We start from the raw sequence: 16,833 nt of genomic DNA, 5'->3' as shown, positions 1-16,833 counted from the left end.
CGTGCGGACGTCAGCCGGGCGTGGGATCGTAGACGGACTTCTTCCCTGACACAAAGGGGCTTGATGGCACAAGATCCATTTGTGCACCCGGCGCTGTTCTATCGCGGCACCGACGAGTACATCGCCGGAACTGTCCCGTTCATCGCCGAAGGACTGGCGAAGGGCGAGCCGGTGGCTGTCGCCGTGCCGGGGCCGCAACTGGATCTGATCCGCCAATCGCTCGGTACGTCGGCCGCGCAGGTCAAGCTGCTGGACATGACCGAGGAAGGGCGTAATCCCGGCCGGATCATTCCCGGCGTGCTGCGGGCGTTCGCGGACGAGCACAGAGGCCGGGTCCGGATCATCGGTGAGCCGATCTGGCCGGATCGCTCTGTCGTCGAATATCCCGCCTGCGCCCAGCATGAGGCGCTGATCAATCGTGCCTTCGCGGGTCGCAGGGCCACGATTCTGTGCCCGTACGACACCGAAGGCCTCTCCCCCACTGTCCTGGCAGATGCGTTTCGCACGCATCCGACCGTGATCGACACCGACGGGCCACGGGCCAGTGCGTCGTTCGCGCCCGATGTTGTTGTCGCGACGTACAACCAGCCATTGGTCGCGCCACACGATGCCGAGTGCCGGATGGTCGACGCGACCAGCCTCGGCGAACTGCGCAGGTGCGTCAAGAAGTTCGCCGCCCACGCCGGGCTCGCGCCCGATCGGACCACCGATCTCGTGCTGACGGTTGACGAGCTGGCCGCCAACAGCGTGCGGCACGGCGGCGGGATCGGCACGGTCTATCTCTGGATCGAGCCGGACACCCTGTTGTGCCAGGTCAGCGACGCCGGCTACATCCGCAATCCGCTCGCCGGGCGGGTTCCCGCGCTGGCAAGGCAGCTCGGTGGACGTGGGCTGCTGCTGGTCAACCAGCTGGCCGACCTGGTCAGGATGCACACCACGCCGACCGGGACGACGGTCCGCGTCTACTTCAGTCTCCCCCGCCCAAGGGGACCGCTGCTGGGCGGTCACACATACTGAGGACGTCCACCGACTTCCCAGAATCCGCCGCAGCCAGCAGTGACTCCATCACGTCGAGGACGTGGTGTGCCAGTTCGCCGCTGGCCCGCGACGGCATTCCATGATCGATCGCCCTGACCATGTCCACGACACCACAACCACGGTTCGCACCAAGGTATCCGGCGGACGGCTGGACGACACTCCACTGTGGATCAGATGGGTGGAACACAGACACAGTGCCCTCGAATCCGTTGGGATCCGGGACGGACAACGCGCCCTCGGTTCCGTAGATCTCGATACGCGGCAGCTGTCCCGCCCATACGCCGAAGCTCATCATCATTGTGGACAGTGCACCGGTGTTGTGTTCCAAGACGCCGGTCACGTGCGTAGCCACCTCGACCGGAAAGACTGTTCCGGCACGAGGTCCGCTGCCGATCGTCCGCGTCGCCTGTGGTGTTGACGCCATTCCGACCACCCGGCGAACTGGGCCGAGCAAGGTAACCAGAGCGCTGATGTAGTACGGACCCATGTCCATCAGCGGCCCACCGCCGTGCCGGTAGTAGAACTCCGGGTCCGGGTGCCAGCGCTCATGCCCAGGTGTGGTCATGAAAGCCGTTGCGGCGAAAGGAGCACCGATCCCACCACTGTCCAAAGTGGCCCGCGCGGTCTGCACTCCGGTGCCCAGCACGGAATCCGGCGCGCAGCCCACCTGCACGCCCGCATTCTCGGCCAGCGACAGGATTTCCCGCGATTCCACAGTCGAGATGGCTAGCGGTTTCTCGCCGTAGACATGTTTGCCGCCCGCGATGGCGCTTCGGGCCACCGCGCTGTGGGCAGTCGGAATTGTGAGGTTCAGGATCAGGTCGACGTCCGGGGCCGTGTAGATCTCGTCAACCGAGGTCGCCCGGGCGCCCACGACCGCTGACGCACGCTCCGGCACGAGGTCAGCGACGGCGGTGACCGTGGTCTCGGCGAACTCCCGCAGGGTTTCCAGGTACACCTTGCTGATCACACCGAGTCCGACGATCCCGATCCTCATCGAACCACTCCTCGCCATCCGTAGATCGGTTCGAACCCCAGCACCCTACGACACCGCTGACCGGAGTACACCGACTCGAATTCGCCAAACGGCCGCGTGATCACGGCCGTCGGGTGGTAGGTGCCCAACAATTCGGCCGTCGAAACCAAAGCGGTCGTATCGGGCGCGACAACGTTCAGCAGGTGGTGTCCGTCAAGAGGAACAGTCAGCGCGGCCTCGACTGCCCTGACCGCGTCACGCATGTCCAGCCACGCCCACAACCCGCCGCGGTCGACGCCTGGATCGTCGTGGATGGGCTTCAGGTGGTGTTCCAGCCGCTCTCCTGTTCCGATGAACGGGAACCGCAGGCTGACTATCGTTGTCCGCCAACGCCTGCTCGCGGCTGCCGCAATCGTTTCACCGACCTGTTTGGACAGGCCGTAGACGTCGTCTCCGACAAAGGGATGGTCCTCTGTGACCGGTGCCTCGATCGGCGAGGCGTCCAATTGCGACCACGCCAGGCCTAGGGCGGACGCGCTGGAGATGTAGACGATCCTGCCGACTCCGGCCCGGCCCGCGGTGTCGAGAACGTTGTACGTCGATTGGACGTTGTTGCGGAAGATCTCGTCGTCCGGATGGTCCACAGGGGACGGAATGGCTGCGCAGTGCACGACCGCGTCCACACCGGCCACAACGTGTTGAACGTGGGTCAGATCCGCCAAGTCCCCGACCGACCCGGAGATCGTCTTCTTGTCATGCGCCCGGACACTGTGTCCCCCGGCGGAAAGCTGCTCGGCAACCAAGCCGCCAAGTGCCCCGCCAGCCCCGGTGACCAGCACCTTCACCCTTTGACCGCCCCTACGAGTCCATTGACGAAGTACCGTTGCAGCAAGACGAACAGCACGATCACCGGCAAGACGATGATCAGCGACGCCGCCATGATCACGTTGTACTGCGGCGACGTGGTCGAGGTCAGGCTCTGCAGCCCCAGTGGCAAGGTGAACACGGCCGCGTCGTTGAGCGACACCCTGCTCAGCACATACTCGTTCCACGTGGGCACCGCGGTCAGCAACGCGATCGCGATCAGCGCCGGGCGGGACACCGGCAAGTAGATCGACAGGAACGTGCGCAGTTCGCTGGCGCCATCACATCGCGCGGATTCACGGAGCTCGCTCGGCACCGAGCGGAAGGCGTTGGTCAGCAACAGGATCGCCAGCGGTGCCGTACCGTTGACGAACGGCAGCACCAGGCCGAGCTGCGTGCCGAGGAGTTGAAGTTCCTGCTGCAGGATCACGACCGGCAGCAACACGGTGATCCCCGGCACGAACAGCAACGAGACGAACCCGGCGTAGATCAGCTTGCTGCCAGGGAATTTCAGGACCGCGAAGGCATAGGAAGCCAGTGAGTACACCACCAACACGCCGATCACGGTGGCGACAGTGACCAGCAGGCTGTTGACGAAGTACGGCAGGAAATCCAGCTCGCCCCAGGTCGTGGCAAACGTGTCGAGCGTCGGCCTGTCCGGGATCAGATTGCCGCCTTCGAGCACTTCCTTGCGGTCTTTGAACGCACCCGACACCATCCACGCGAACGGGTACAGGCTGATCAGGGCATAGACGCCCAGCAGAACATACGCGATCACGCGGGCTTTCATGTGCGGCTCCGCAGCATCCGGACGTTCACGAACGCCAGCACGATCGCCACGCCGAACAGCAACCAGCCGATCGCGCTGGCGATGCCCAGTGTCGGCCGCAACTCTTTGAAGAACGCCTGCTTGTAGATCTCCAGTCCGAGTACGTTGGTGTGCCCGCCCGGCCCGCCGTTGGTCATCAGCAGGAACACCTGGAAGTTCTGCAGCGCGTCGCGCAGCCCCAGCAGGATCACCGCGGCGGTGATCGGCCGGAGCAACGGCCAGATCACCGATGTCGTGGTGCGAAAGCCAGTCGCTCCGTCCACTCTGGCCGCGTCGAGCACGGCAGGATCGATCGCCTGCAGACCGGTGAGGTAGAGCAGGATCGCGATCGGGATCCCTGACCATGCCATGACCGCGATCAACGTCGGCAGCGCGGTCGCCGGGTTACCGAGGAACCCTTGGGGCTGAGCCAATGTGCCCAGCCCCAACGATTCGAGGATGAAGTTCAGCGACCCCTGCGGCTGTAGGACGTAGCTCCACGCATAGAACACCGCGATGCCAGTGGTGACGAACGGCAGGAAGAACACCGTCCGCAACGTGGTTCGCAGAAACGTGACGCGGTTCAACGCGAGCGCGACCGGCAAGCCGACGATCACCGACAGGACCGGCACAGCGATCATCACGAACAGCGTGTGCACAGCCGCGTCTTGGACATATGGCGCGACATTCGGATCCCGGAACAGCACATCCAGGTAGTTGTCCAAACCCACCCAAGTCCATTTGGGACTGAACCCGTTCCACCGCGCGAAGCTCAGCAGGAGGCTGTAGCCGAGGGTGTACACGCCGAACACCGCGAAGAAGATCACCGCGGGGACGATGAACGCGTACCCGGTGAGCGCCTCGCGAATCTTGCGGCGTCGCTTTACTTCCACGAGTCGGCGATGATCGTGCCGAGCTGACGGTTGGTCGACTCGGGCGATTCTTGCTTCAGGGGCGACATCTTGACAAGCGCGTCACCCGCGATCATCTGGTCGTAGACCGGACTCTGGAACGCCGTGTCGAACGCGTCGTACGTTTCCGGTCCCGGTTTGCCGAAACTTTGCTGCAGCGCAGCCAAGTCCGGGCCAAGTAGCTCGCCTGCCTTGTCGCCCAGGTCGACGCCGGGAAGGTCGAGCGATGCCTTGGCGAACGCGCCTGCCTGGTCCACTGTGGTCAGAAAGTCCATCCATTTGACGACCGCGTCCGGATTCTTGGTCTGCCCCGACATCGACAGGCCGGTCAGCGCGAGTGGCGCGAGCTTGAGGTTCTTCACCACGCCGTCCGACGCCGCTGGCAGGCTGAACGCGAGCACGTCGCTTGCCTTCATGCCTTCCTGCTGGATGGCCGAGAGGGTGAACGTGCCGCCGATGTTGAAGGTCGACTTGCCCTGAGCAAACGCTCGGTCAGCGTCGTCGATGCTCAGCGTCTGCGTTCCCGGAGTCCAATAGGGAGTGAGCTGGTCGTACAAAGCAAGCACTTGCTGGCCGTCCGGACTGCCGAACGTCTTGGCCGCGTCCTTGCCGAACAACGCCTGGTAGCGGTCTTTGCCAAGGTAGGCGTACGCCAGCGGCTGCAGCGCCCAATTGAAGCCCGTGCTGGACGACTTGAGCCCCAAGGTCAGTCCGCCGGACTGCGCGTCCTTCTCCTGCGCGGTCTTCAGCCACGAGATGAACTCCGACCACGTGGTCGGCGGCTTGCTTGGGTCGAGCCCGGCGGCGGTCAGCTTGGTCTTGTTGGCGTAGACGATTCCGAAGGCACCCGTGGTGAACGGAATGCTGAACAGCTGGCCGAGCTTGATGCCCGCGTCGGCCGCTTTCGGCTGCAAGGACCGCTGATAGCGCAGGTCGGAGACCAGACCGGCGTCCGATGTCCCACTGAGGAACCGGGCTTTCCAGCCCTCGTTCACGTTGTCCTTGATGTCGGCGAGGATTCCGGCGCCGCCAAGCACGAAATCCTCGCCTGCCGCGTGCACCTCCATCACGTCCGCCAGATTTTTGGTGGACGCGGCGCTCATGACCTTGCTCTTGAAGGCGTCGTCAGGGGTGTAGGCGGTGATCTTGACCGTGATCCCGGACTGCTGTTTGAACGTCGCCGCCGCTGCCTCGAGCGGTTTGACGTGGGTCTGTTTGAAGGTCCACATCTCCAGCGTGACGTCGCCGGAATCGCCGCCGGACGACGAACCACTGCACCCACTGATGAGCAGAGCCGATGCGGTTAAAGCAGCCAGAAGCCGGACCACGGTGTCCTCCCAGTGCCTGTATGGGGGCAACCGTAAGGTCGGCAGATTTAGCATGTCAAGGACAATTAGCATGTTAAAGTCGTCCGGTGACAGGAGCCCAACCACCGCTCTACCAGCAGGTGAAGCGGGAGCTTTTGGCTGCCATCGCGGCAGGCGAGTACTCCCCCGGCAAGCCGTTCGTGACCCAGCGGGAGATCTGCGAACGCTTCGGAGTCAGCCATGCCACGGCCGTGCGCGCGCTGAACGAACTCGCCGCGGAAGGTCACGTGATCCGCAGGCGCGGCCAGGGAACCTTTGTCGCGGAACGCAAACCAGCACCCGGCGACCAGACCGTGGCGTGCATCCTGCAGTACCACGGCCCGCACGTGTCCCAGTTGCTCGCCGGAGTGGAAGCAGGCTGCGCCGAATTCGGCTACCGGCTGTATCTGACGCACTGTGAAGGCGATACAGCGCGTGAGGAACACGCGTTGCGGCAGGCATTGGCGCACAACGCGAGCGGGATAATCATCTACCCGGCCGAAGGCAGCAGGATCGAGGGTGTCTACGAAGAGGTCCGCGCACAACGGGTGCCGTTGGTGATGGTCGACCGTTACCGTTCGGACCTGGCGACGGACGCGGTGCTCGTCGACAATTTCGGCGCTGGCCACGACCTCACGGTCGAGCTGATCGAGATCGGTCATCGCGTGATCGCGACGCTCTGGGACGAAACCGACGCGACAAGTGTCCGTGATCGCCTGGCCGGACACCTCCAAGCCTTGCGGGAGAACAACATCCCGGCTCGACCTGATCTCACGGTACTGCGTCGCTATCGAAGCCAGCCGGTCGAACAACGCCGGGCGATGTTGAGCGAGCTCCTCAATGGACCGCAGCCACCGACAGTGTTCTTGTGCTCCAACGGTTACGCCCTCGCCACGGCGGCGCACGATCTGGCTGCATTGGGATTGGACATTCCCGGTGACGTGGATCTGGCCGGAATGGACGATGCGGGACCGTTCGATGTGCTGCCGTTGACGGTCGCCGCGGTCGAGCTCCCGTCTCGGGAATTGGGCCGCCGGGCGATGAGACTGTTGCACTCGCGGGTCACCGAAGGACCGGCCGATCCCGAGATGATCGTGCTGCCAGTGACCGTGAAGAACCGCAAATCAGCGCCGGGACACCTTCGAGTCGTTGGCGCGCCTTGGGAAGGCCGTTGATACTCGCGTCGGCGCCGTGGCCTGGCACGGGAGTGCGGATCACCGCGGTTCGGACGTTTCTGACCGCGCCACAGGGATCGCCGTACCTGATCGTGCGCGTCGAGACTTCGACTCCTGGCTTGTATGGCTTGGGGTGCGTGAGCGATCCGCAGCGTACTTTGGCTGTGCGGTCGGTAATCGACAACTACCTCGGGCCAACGGTAATCGGCCGCGATCCTGCGGACATTGAGGACATTCACCGGCTTCTGCTCAACTCCGGCTACTGGCGCGGCGGCTCGATCGAAGGCAACGCGCTCGCCGGAATCGACGTAGCCCTGTGGGATATCAAGGCGAAGACCGCTGGGATGCCGCTGTTCTCCTTGCTGGGCGGACGAGTCCGTGAGTACGCATCGGCTTATACCCATGTGGACGGTAGTGACGTCGGCGAGATCATCGACGGCGTGCATGCCGCGGCGGAGCGCGGTTTCCGGCACATCCGTGTCCAAGTCGCCGTGCCGGGGACGGACACGTATGGTGCAGGCGCCTTGTCCCGGTCACGGGATGGCCGCTGGGATTCGTTGGCATATCTCCGTTTCGTTCCCAGTGTCCTCAGCGCGGTCAGGTCAGGCATCCCAGACTCGCTGAAGTTGTTGCACGACGTCCACGAGCGCCTGCCACCCGCACAGGCACGAAGTTTGCTGTCCGCAGTGGAGGAACTCGACCTGTTCTTCCTTGAGGACCTGTTAGCTCCCGAGGACGCCAGCTATTTCCCGGATTTCCGGGCTTCGCCGGTTCCGTTGGCGATGGGTGAGCTGTTCCACGACGTCACCCAGTTCCTGCCGTTGATTCAGGCACGGGCAATCGACTTCGCCAGGATACGAATTCCCACGCTCGGCGGCCTGACACCGGTCCGGAAACTCTCGAAGTCTTCCCCGGCACCCCGATCCCCGCACAAGGCGCCCTACACCCCTCAACGAGCCCCGGCCTCGGCGTGGACTTCGACGAAGCAGCAGCCAAGCACTACCCACCACCAGAGCCCGGCGAACACGACCGCTGGGCCCTACTCAGAGCAACCGACGGCCACCCCCACCGCCCCTGACCCCACCCAACACACCGTGTCCACCATTCCAGAACACTGTGTCGACCATTCCGACACCATGAAATCGACGTTCCAGCACCATGAGTTGCCTGGCTCCAGCCTGGCGATGCCGCAGCAAGAACCTCGGCATGCCGGAATGTGTATTTCGGTGTGCTGCAACGGTGGACACGGTCACAAGCAACGGTGGACACGGTGTGTCGGAACGTGCATCACGGTGTGCCGGAACGGTGGACACGGCCGCAAGCAACGGTGGACACGGTGGTTGGGGAGGCGTTTGTGGCTAGTGGAGTGGGAGTTCGATGGCCGCTTGCTGGTCCGGGTGTTCGGCTATCACTGTCAGAAGGTCTGCCTCTTCGGGCGGACTTGGGAAGAACGCCCGGTTCTCGAACATGAGATCACCGGTGCCGGAACTGCCACCTCCGGTCACGCTTGTGCTTCGATACTGCGTGCCTTGGTCGTCCCAAGCGCGCCAACGGATCCGGCCGTCGAACAGCTGGCGGGTGATGTCCGGCCGCCATTCGCCGTCCTGCGGTACGGCCGATCGCAGGATCAGCACGTCACTCCACACCTCAAGGCTGATGAGCGTCCGGATGACGTCGCCATGCTTGATGTTCCTGCCGACCAACGGAATCACCCTGAGCAGGTCGTGGGAATCCGGCGGCAAGGCGGGCACGACGGGTCGGCTGACCGGCGCAGCATCGGACGTTCGGCGGACAACAGGCCCGAAATGACTGGTTCGCGCGGAAAACTGCCGGATCACCCCGATCCATCCGGCGCGTTCCATGGTTTTGCGTAGGTCGGTCAGCAGGCGCTCGGCGTCCTGCGGGGTCAGTACGCCCGCGGCGATCAGGCCGGTCGCCATCCCTTGGATCTCCGGCAGCAGAAGCGAGGCGCCGAGGCCGGGTTCAGGCTGTTCCCGTGCTGCCCGCAGTCGATCGCTGATCACCTTCTCCAAGTACGCCTTGCCGTCCATCCCGCCATAGTGCCCGATGGCGCGCAACAATCGTGGCACGTTCGGTCGCGATGATCAGGCACGCGCCACCGGCTCCGGCCATCACGACCGCCACGATGCCAAAGACCATGCTCAGTTCGTGGCCAAGCATCACCGACGTGAACAGCCAAATCGCCAAGCCGATCAACGCACCGAGCAGCCCTGCGCTGTACCGAGCAGACGGACGACGGTAGCCGCGGCGGATTGTCCGCGAAGTGGATTCCAGGTAGGCGACGGAAAACAGCGCCAGCAGCAGACTTCCGGTACCCATCACGGTGACCAGCGGATGTTGTTCCGCCTTGAGGGTGAACGTCTGGACAGCCTGTGGGCCGCCGCCTTTCGGCGTCCACCGAAGCTCCCCGGTCACCGTGCCGCCGACGAGCCAGCGGGCGATCGGCGGCATCGTGATCTCGGTGGTGAACTTTCGGTCACGATCGGGCTCGACCTGACTCGATCCCGAGCCGAGCGGGATGCCCGCGCCGGACATCGACATCGTCAGCGAACCGTCGACCACGTCATCTCCGGTGACCTCAATGGGTTTCGTGAGATCAACGGTCGCCGGTCCAATGCTCGGCGCATTACGCACCGACATCGCCGAGGTGCTGTCGTGTGACAAGGTCGCTGGCGCGAGCAAGGACACCACGACTACGCCAAGCAGAGCAGCCGCCGCGATCCAGCCGGGCACGCGCGGGCGTTTCAACGTGGGCGAATCCGGGTCCACAATGGTCGGATCGGCCGTGACACCGCCGATCTTCGGCGTGGCGATCGTCAGTTCTTCACGCGGTGCCGCGCCAGTCGCCAAAGCGGCCACGACCCGAGGCGCGAGGTGCAGCACCGGAATACCGGATCGTTCCAGCCAGCCTTGGCCGTACGCACTCGTCGCAGCCGAGGCCAGATCGGTCGCGAATGCCTCAGCTTCCTTGTACCTGGCCGGAAGTTCACGCGCGATGCTGCGCATCACGACAGTCGCCAACGGTTCGGGGACACGTTCGATGTGCTTGGGGTCGGCGAACATATGCTGGCGGATCAACGCCAGCGCACCGCGATCCCGGTCGAACGGCAACTCACCGCTGAGCAGTTCGTACAACACTGTTCCGGCCGCGTAGACATCCGCGGCCGGGGTCAGCGCATTGCCCATCGCCTGTTCTGGGGCGATGTACGCGGGCGTGCCAAGGATCTGACCGCCGTGCGTGACAAGCGTCGCACCTTCGCTGATCACCTGCGCGATGCCGAAGTCCGCGACCTTCACCACACCAGCGGTGTTGAAAAGCAGGTTCTTCGGTTTGACGTCCAAATGCAACACACCCGCGACATGCGCGGCGTGCAGTCCGGACAGCATCGCCAGCGTGATCGCGCAGGCTTGTTCCTGGTCGATCTTCCCGGCGTGAAACCGGTCGAACACCGTGCCGCCGTCCAGCTTCTCCATCACGAGCAGGTTCTGCACGTAGTCGTAGACCGGCACGATGTGCGGGTGGTCGAGACTGGCGAGAACCCTTGCCTCGCGGTCGAACTGGACGAAGGCACCGACACGCCCGGCCATGTCGGGTGGCAACTGCTTGATCGCCACCTGACGGTTGAGCGTCCGGTGCACGCCGGAGAAGACCTCGCCCATTCCGCCGGAGCCGATCTGCCCGCCGATCGTGTACTGCGGCAAGGCATTGACCATGCTCAGCGGCGCTGTCATCCGTAAGCCTCGGTGGTGCTGTCCATTCGGCGGGTGGTCAGACCGATCGTGGGATCATCCGGGCCGCCCATCGGGGCGGTCGGCGGCGCGATCGGGTGCGGCGTCAGGTATCCGAGCACTAGGCCGATCGCAGCAGCCGCGATAACGATTGGGATCTCAACCGTCGGCTCCGGCGGCACGAGCCGCAGCACCGACAGCGAAACCACTGCCACAAGGCCAGTTCCGATGCCCGCTGGCAAGAAGCGCAGTGCCCGCTTCCACCGGTTGGGCGAAAGCTTGTGGCGCGCAAGGGCGATCAGCGCTGTCACCCAGATGAAGGCGGTGAGCACCAACAGCGCGAGGCCGAACACGCCATAGACCGACCACAGTGAACCGCGCACGTCGGTGACCGTCTTCGAGCTGCCGATCACTTCCCGTTGCGTGTTCAGGACTTCCACTGTCGCCGGCAGCAGGCCGATGGCCTGGCCTTCCAGCTCGGCCAGGTCGAGGACCAGTGTCCTGGTCACCGTCTGACGTGCCGGGACGTCGTAGCGAACCACTGTGTCGTACGAGAAGAAGGTCAACGCGAGCGCCACTCCGGACACGCGCACGCTGCGCACGTTCACCGGTGTGTCGCCATCGTTCGTCGCGGTCACCGTGAGCTCGACCGGCTTGCTCGGTTCCACTGTGACAGTGTTTCCGGTGATGTCCTTGCCATCAAAGGCGATCGTGATCCTCAGTGGCTCGGCGGCGGCCGCTGGCGACGACAACCCACCGAAAAGGACAGCGGACACGCCGAGCGCAACCCCTGCCGCAATCACGCGTCTCATTGGGCATCCCGATTGTCGGTGTTGATAACTGGATGGGGATGCTACAACCTGTGGCGGACGTATTCAGGGGAGTAGTAGCCATGCGCACTGGTTCGCGAACAATCGCTGCCCTTTCGGGCGGCTTAGCCGTACTTTTGGTCGCCGCACCGTTCGCGGACGCGCAGACCAGCAGTAGTCAGCCGCCCGCGCCCAACCCGGCGGTGACGGTCAGCCCGGCCAGCGGTCCGGCCGGGTCGAACATCACCATTGGCTGGTCCGGGTTCTCGAGAAACAGCGGAAGATCCTTGTGTAAGACCGGGATCGTGTTCCGCTTCGACGGCGTGGAGATCGCCAGCGCGGCGCCGGGCCTTGCCAGCGGGACGGTCGCAGCGAAGGTGCCCACCGACGCCAAGGTGGACAGCCACACAATCACCGGAACCTGTCCCAGTCTGGAATTGATTGCCCGAGTGCCGTTCCGGGTGACGCCACCGCCGTCGAACCCGCCGAGCGATCCACCAAGCAATCCCCCGGTCACGCCACCGGTGACACCGCCGGTGACGCCTCCGGTCACCAATCCGCCGAGCCGGCCGCCGGTAACGACGCCGCCGTCCCGGCCACCGGTCACCACACCGCCGGTGACGACACCGCCGTCGATCCCGCCGACCGAGCTGCCGCCACTGTCCACAGCGGACCCGAAGCCGACGTCGGACGGCACGCTGCAGCTCGACCGCGTGACCATGAGCCCGGGTGACACGTTGCGGGCGACCGGCAAGGGATGCTCGCCCGGCGCGCCCGTAACACTGATGTCAAAAGGAGAACGGATCGGCGCGACGATCGCGGACGCCGACGGCAACTTCGTCGCCGACGTCCAGTTCACCCGGTTGGAGGCAGGCAGGCACTGGGTCACCGCGAACTGCGGTGTGGTGCTGACCGCGGCGGTTGACCAGCTGCTGACCAGCTCGTCCGGTGGCCAGAGCAGCTCGTTGATCATCCTGGTGTTCTTCGTGCTCGCCGGGGTCGCGGTGCTCCGCTTCAGATAACCGAAAATCCTCGCAATCCGCTGAGCCGGGCGCACCGAAGACATGGTGCGCCCGGCTCTTTGCCTGCCGGGGCGGGGAGGAAAGTCATGATTGCCTTACGTGGGCGGCGAAAGCCGCTGGCGATGGCCGCCGCACTACTGCTCAGCTGCGGACTCGCCGGGTTCATCCCCGGTTCCGCGAGTGCCTCAAGCCATCGGGAAGCACCGCTCATCGCGGCGGATCCCACGGTCGACAACACGGACGTGTACGCGTTCGTCAGCCCGGACAACCCTGACACGGTCACGTTGGTGGCCAACTGGTTCGGGTTGCAGGAACCCAACGGCGGCCCGAACTTCTATCCGTGGGCCGCCGACGCGAACTACGACATCAACATCGACAACGACGGTGACGCCAAGCCGGATCTGACCTATCGCTGGACCTTCGAGAACGACGACCGGCGCGGCAAGAGCACCTTCTTGTACAACAACGGTCCGGTCACCTCACTCGACGACGAGAATCTGCTGTTCCGGCAGAACTACAAGCTCGAACTGATGGACGACAAGGGCAACGACAAGACCTTGATCCGCAAGGGCAGGGTCGCACCGTCCAATGTGGGCCCAGCGTCGATCCCCGACTACCGCCCACTTCGCGACCAGGCCATCACCAAGCTGCCTGGCGGCGGCCAGACGTACGTCGGCGCGGCCGAGGATTCGTTCTTCCTCGACCTGCGCGTGTTCGACCTGCTGTACGGCGGAAACCTGAGCGAGGTCGGCCAGGACACCTTGCGTGGCTACAACGTCAACACGATCGCCATCCAGGTGCCGAAGTCCCAGTTGTCGTTGAAGGGCGACCCGAAGCGCAACCCGGTTATCGGGATCTGGAGCGACACCGAGCGCAAGACCCTGCGCCTGTCCCCCGGCCAGGCGAAGCCGGAAGGCCCGTTCGTCCAGGTTTCCCGGCTGGGCAACCCGTTGGTGAACGAAGTCGTGTCGTCGGTCGCGTTGAAGGACGCGTTCAACGGACTGACTCCGGACAAGGACGGGACGATCAAACCGTTACTGGACCGGGTAACCAACCCTGAGGTGCCCAAGCTGCTCGAAGCGATCTACAAGCTGAAGGCACCGGCGACACCGCGCAACGACCTTGTCGAGATCTTCCTCACCGGCATCACCACCAAGGCGAACGGCCCGATCAAGGCGGATCTGAACTCGCAGCTGAACAACGCCGACGCGAACCCGAAGAAGTTCGTGCCGTCGGAGATGTTGCGGCTCAACACGTCCATTCAGCCCAACGACAAGCCCAACCGGCTCGGTGTGCTCGGCGGTGACCTGCAAGGGTTCCCGAACGGCCGCAGGCTCGCCGACGACGTGGTCGACATCGAGCTGCAGGCGCTCGCGGGTGCCGCGCAGACCGGCCAGATCGTGCCTGAGCTGGCCGCTGGGGACAAAGTGGACGCCAACGACAAGTGGTTCGAGCCCAAGTTCCCTTACGTGGCACTGCCACACAACACCGCGGTGAACTCGAACACCGTGATGGTCGACGTCGCGCCGAGCGCTGGCGTCATCGGTGACATGCCTGCCGGTCCAATGATTGGTGGCGCCTTCGGTGCCCTTGCGTTGGCTGGTGGCGGTTTCTGGATGTGGCGCAAGCGCAGGACGCGCCAGTCATGAGGGTTTTCCTGATCGTGGTCGCGGCGGTGGCGCTGATCGCCGCCGCGGTCACCCTCACTCAGTCCAATGAGTCCAGTGTCGCGGTCGAGCCGATCAGCCGGACCAACCGGCTCAAGCAGAACGTGGACTCGTTGCAGGCCAGGCTCAACCGGGTTCCCGGTGACGCCTCAGGCTGGGCCCAGCTCGGCAGCTCGTACGTCGAACTGGCCCGTACCACGACCGACCCCAACTATTACGCCAAAGCGCAGGGCGCACTGGACCGGTCCGTGAAGCTGATGCCGGAAGGCAATGGCGAAGCCATGACCGGGATGGGCGCGCTTGCCAACGCCCGTCACGACTTCGCTGAGGCGAAAGACTGGGCGACTCGGGCGCAGGCCCTCATGCCTGAGACAGCTGAGGTCTACGGCGTCCTCGCGGATGCGTTGACGCAGTTGGGCGATGACAAAGGATCGATGGACGCCGTGCAGCGAATGCTGGATCTGAAGCCCAACGTGGCTGCTTTCACCCGCGCCGCTTACTACTTCGAGCTGCACGGTCAGCAAGCCGAAGCGCGCTCGGCGATGCGGCGTGGGCTTGACTCGGCCACCTCCTCGGACGAGGCCGCGTTCTGCGAATACCAGCTCGGTGAACTGGCCTGGAACATCGGCCAGGTCGAGCAGGCGCACGCACTTCGAGCAGGGTCTGGCGACCACGCCGAAAGATCTGGCTTTGCTACATGGTCGCGCCAAGGTTCATGCGGCGCAAGGCCGTGTGGACGAGGCAATCAACGGCTATCGGGAGCTGACCGCACGGGCGCCACAGTACATTCCGGACTACGCCAGGCTGCTGTCCCAGACTGGCCGGAAGGCCGAGGCGGACCAGCAGTACGACATCTTGGCCAAGCAGCAGAAGCTCCTGGAGTCCCAGGGCGCGAGCGATGATCTGGTCGCTTCGATGGTCGCTGCGGATCGTGGCGACAAGGCGACGGCGTTGCGTCTGGCTGAGGCCGAATGGACCAAGCGGCAGAGTGTTTTCGTCGCTGACGCCATGGCTTGGGCGCTGCATCTCAACGGGCGTCACGCCGATGCGCTGTCCTATTCAGACAAGGCGGTCGCGTTGGGCTGGCGTAACGCGACTGTGCTCGAACACCGAAACGCCATTCTCGGAGCGATTCGATGATCAAGCGTTTGGTGGTCGTAGTCCTCGGCCTGTTGCTGTTGTGGCCGAGCGGAACGGCGTCGGCTCATCCGCTCGGCAACTTCAGTGTCAACCACTATCACGGCCTGCACCTGCATCCTGACCGGGTTGACGTGAAGTCCGTTGTGGACTTCGCTGAGATCCCTACTCTTCAGGAGAAGCTCGGCGACGCTGGCCGCCAGTGCCAGGACCTGGCTGGAGCGGTGCGAGCCACTGTGGACTCGCGTCAACTGTCGTTCGCGGTCCGTTCCGCGCAGATCGAATTCACGAAGGGCCAAGCAGATCTGGCGACGACCCGTTTGACCTGTGACCTGAGCGCGCCAGCCGAGATCCGCGGGCATGTGCGGCTGGCGTTCACAGACTCGTATCGTGCCGACCGGGTCGGCTGGCACGAGATCACTGCGGCCGGGACCGGCGTCCGGGTCGACTCGGATGTGCCTGCGCAGAGCATCAGCAACGAGCTGCGCAGCTATCCAGAGGACTTGCTGTCCTCACCGCTGGATATGCGTAGCGTTGAACTCATGGCGGAGCCGGGCGCGGGATCGGCTCCGACTGGGCCAATCGCGGCGCCGGAGAGTTCGTTTGGGCTGGCCGCGGCTTTCAACGACCTTGTCGGTACGGCGGATCTGACGCTGTGGCTGGGTGTTCTGGCGGTCCTGCTCGCGCTGATGCTCGGTGCGTCCCATGCCGCGCTTCCTGGGCACGGCAAGACGGTCATTGCCGCTTATCTGGTGGGCCGCAAGGGAACGCCGCGGGATGCCGTTCTGGTGGGCGCGACCGTGACTCTGACGCATACCGCGGGCGTGCTCATTCTTGGCCTGTTGATCAGTGTTTCCAGTGTCCTTGCGGGTGAAACGGTCCTGCAATGGCTCGGGGTGGCCAGCGGGTTGCTCATCACCGGCATCGGCGTGGTGCTGTTCCGATCAGCTTTCCGTAAGCAGCACGGCCACGGACATGGGCACGGTCATGGCCATGGGCATTTCAGCAAGGCCGGTCTTGTGGGAATGGGTGTGGCCGGTGGGCTCGTGCCCAGCCCGTCGGCTTTGGTCGTGCTGCTCGGGGCGATCGCGTTAGGACGGACGTGGTTCGGTGTGCTGCTCGTTGTCGCGTACGGCTTGGGAATGGCCGCGACCTTGACCACCGCCGGGCTGCTTCTGGTGAAGGTCCGTGATCGAATGGACCGGTTGTCGAACGGGATCCAACGTTACACCCGCTTCGTCCCAGTACTGACCTCGGCGATGGTCCTTGTTGTCGGCACCGGATTGACCATCCGCGCCCTAATTCCCTCGTGAGTGGTTATGCGCGTTCT

16 protein-coding genes and 1 pseudogene are annotated in these 16,833 nt (G+C 64.3%); 8 read left to right on the top strand and 9 right to left on the bottom strand.

Annotation, left to right across the window (positions count from 1 at the left end):
- The first annotated feature begins 63 nt into the window (after positions 1-63).
- The gene (locus LWC34_RS07970; protein WP_233724257.1) at positions 64-1,017 is read left to right on the top strand and encodes an anti-sigma factor RsbA family regulatory protein; all 954 of its coding nucleotides are present in this window, start codon (positions 64-66) and stop codon (positions 1,015-1,017) included.
- Here the strand turns inward: LWC34_RS07970 and LWC34_RS07965 are convergent.
- Genes LWC34_RS07965 through LWC34_RS07945 form a run of 5 tightly spaced genes read right to left on the bottom strand, consistent with a single transcriptional unit; the run spans position 968 to position 5,925 of the window.
- Positions 968-2,035, bottom strand: coding sequence for a Gfo/Idh/MocA family protein (locus LWC34_RS07965; RefSeq protein WP_233724256.1), 1,068 nt, complete (start codon positions 2,033-2,035; stop codon positions 968-970). The two genes, LWC34_RS07970 and LWC34_RS07965, sit on opposite strands and share 50 nt — an antisense overlap.
- Positions 2,032-2,859, bottom strand: a complete 828-nt coding sequence (locus LWC34_RS07960; RefSeq protein WP_233724254.1) for an NAD-dependent epimerase/dehydratase family protein — start codon at positions 2,857-2,859, stop codon at positions 2,032-2,034. The genes LWC34_RS07965 and LWC34_RS07960 overlap by 4 nt, the downstream gene beginning before the upstream one ends.
- Positions 2,856-3,668, bottom strand: a complete 813-nt coding sequence (locus tag LWC34_RS07955) for a carbohydrate ABC transporter permease (RefSeq protein WP_233724252.1) — start codon at positions 3,666-3,668, stop codon at positions 2,856-2,858. The genes LWC34_RS07960 and LWC34_RS07955 overlap by 4 nt, the downstream gene beginning before the upstream one ends.
- A complete protein-coding gene (locus tag LWC34_RS07950; protein ID WP_233724250.1) occupies positions 3,665-4,579 on the bottom strand; it encodes a carbohydrate ABC transporter permease in 915 nt (304 codons plus the stop codon). The genes LWC34_RS07955 and LWC34_RS07950 overlap by 4 nt, the downstream gene beginning before the upstream one ends.
- Positions 4,570-5,925, bottom strand: coding sequence for an ABC transporter substrate-binding protein (locus tag LWC34_RS07945; RefSeq protein ID WP_233724249.1), 1,356 nt, complete (start codon positions 5,923-5,925; stop codon positions 4,570-4,572). Before LWC34_RS07945 ends, LWC34_RS07950 begins: the two co-directional genes overlap by 10 nt.
- 86 nt (positions 5,926-6,011) lie before the next feature.
- On the opposite strand from LWC34_RS07945, the gene LWC34_RS07940 reads away from it, so the two are divergent.
- Positions 6,012-7,118, top strand: a complete 1,107-nt coding sequence (locus LWC34_RS07940) for a LacI family DNA-binding transcriptional regulator (RefSeq protein ID WP_233724247.1) — start codon at positions 6,012-6,014, stop codon at positions 7,116-7,118.
- Positions 7,115-8,992 carry an enolase C-terminal domain-like protein gene (locus LWC34_RS07935; RefSeq protein ID WP_233724245.1) on the top strand — a complete coding sequence of 626 codons (1,878 nt, stop codon included), beginning with the start codon at positions 7,115-7,117 and terminating at the stop codon, positions 8,990-8,992. Before LWC34_RS07940 ends, LWC34_RS07935 begins: the two co-directional genes overlap by 4 nt.
- A gap of 109 nt (positions 8,993-9,101) precedes the next feature.
- Here the strand turns inward: LWC34_RS07935 and LWC34_RS07930 are convergent, their stop codons facing one another.
- The 3 genes from LWC34_RS07930 to LWC34_RS07920 all read right to left on the bottom strand — a co-directional run bounded on the left by LWC34_RS07930 (position 9,102) and on the right by LWC34_RS07920 (position 12,284).
- Positions 9,102-10,871, bottom strand: coding sequence for a serine/threonine-protein kinase (locus tag LWC34_RS07930; RefSeq protein WP_233724243.1), 1,770 nt, complete (start codon positions 10,869-10,871; stop codon positions 9,102-9,104).
- Positions 10,868-11,680, bottom strand: coding sequence for a hypothetical protein (locus LWC34_RS07925; protein ID WP_233724241.1), 813 nt, complete (start codon positions 11,678-11,680; stop codon positions 10,868-10,870). The genes LWC34_RS07930 and LWC34_RS07925 overlap by 4 nt, the downstream gene beginning before the upstream one ends.
- Before the next feature lie 175 nt (positions 11,681-11,855).
- Positions 11,856-12,284: a hypothetical protein gene (locus tag LWC34_RS07920; protein ID WP_233724239.1), complete on the bottom strand. Its 429-nt coding sequence runs from the start codon at positions 12,282-12,284 to the stop codon at positions 11,856-11,858.
- Between the two features lie 10 nt (positions 12,285-12,294).
- Between LWC34_RS07920 and LWC34_RS07915 the strand changes: the two genes are divergently transcribed.
- Together LWC34_RS07915 and LWC34_RS07910 are read left to right on the top strand one after the other, a co-directional pair.
- The gene (locus tag LWC34_RS07915) at positions 12,295-12,699 is read left to right on the top strand and encodes a hypothetical protein (protein ID WP_233724229.1); all 405 of its coding nucleotides are present in this window, start codon (positions 12,295-12,297) and stop codon (positions 12,697-12,699) included.
- 86 nt (positions 12,700-12,785) lie between these two features.
- The gene (locus tag LWC34_RS07910; protein ID WP_233724227.1) at positions 12,786-14,348 is read left to right on the top strand and encodes a DUF4331 domain-containing protein; all 1,563 of its coding nucleotides are present in this window, start codon (positions 12,786-12,788) and stop codon (positions 14,346-14,348) included.
- Between the two features lie 58 nt (positions 14,349-14,406).
- Here LWC34_RS07910 and LWC34_RS58740 read toward each other — a convergent pair whose 3' ends face one another.
- The gene (locus LWC34_RS58740; RefSeq protein ID WP_372496437.1) at positions 14,407-14,577 is read right to left on the bottom strand and encodes a hypothetical protein; all 171 of its coding nucleotides are present in this window, start codon (positions 14,575-14,577) and stop codon (positions 14,407-14,409) included.
- Between the two features lie 338 nt (positions 14,578-14,915).
- Between LWC34_RS58740 and LWC34_RS58735 the strand changes: the two are divergent.
- From LWC34_RS58735 to LWC34_RS07895, 3 genes and pseudogenes are all read left to right on the top strand, one after another.
- Positions 14,916-15,122: pseudogene (locus tag LWC34_RS58735) on the top strand (hypothetical protein); the annotation flags it as partial.
- Positions 15,123-15,281: 159 nt separating this feature from the next.
- Complete coding sequence (locus LWC34_RS07900) at positions 15,282-15,506, top strand: hypothetical protein (RefSeq protein WP_233724223.1); 225 nt, start codon at positions 15,282-15,284, stop codon at positions 15,504-15,506.
- A complete protein-coding gene (locus LWC34_RS07895; RefSeq protein ID WP_233724221.1) occupies positions 15,503-16,816 on the top strand; it encodes a nickel/cobalt transporter in 1,314 nt (437 codons plus the stop codon). The genes LWC34_RS07900 and LWC34_RS07895 overlap by 4 nt, the downstream gene beginning before the upstream one ends.
- Positions 16,817-16,833 lie beyond the last annotated feature (17 nt).

Origin of the sequence: Kibdelosporangium philippinense (genome assembly GCF_021390435.2) — a bacterium.
GTDB classification, from domain to species: domain Bacteria; phylum Actinomycetota; class Actinomycetes; order Mycobacteriales; family Pseudonocardiaceae; genus Kibdelosporangium; species Kibdelosporangium philippinense.
The sequence above is the reverse complement of the archived record's forward strand: the minus strand, read 5'-3'. Positions and strand labels throughout refer to the sequence as shown.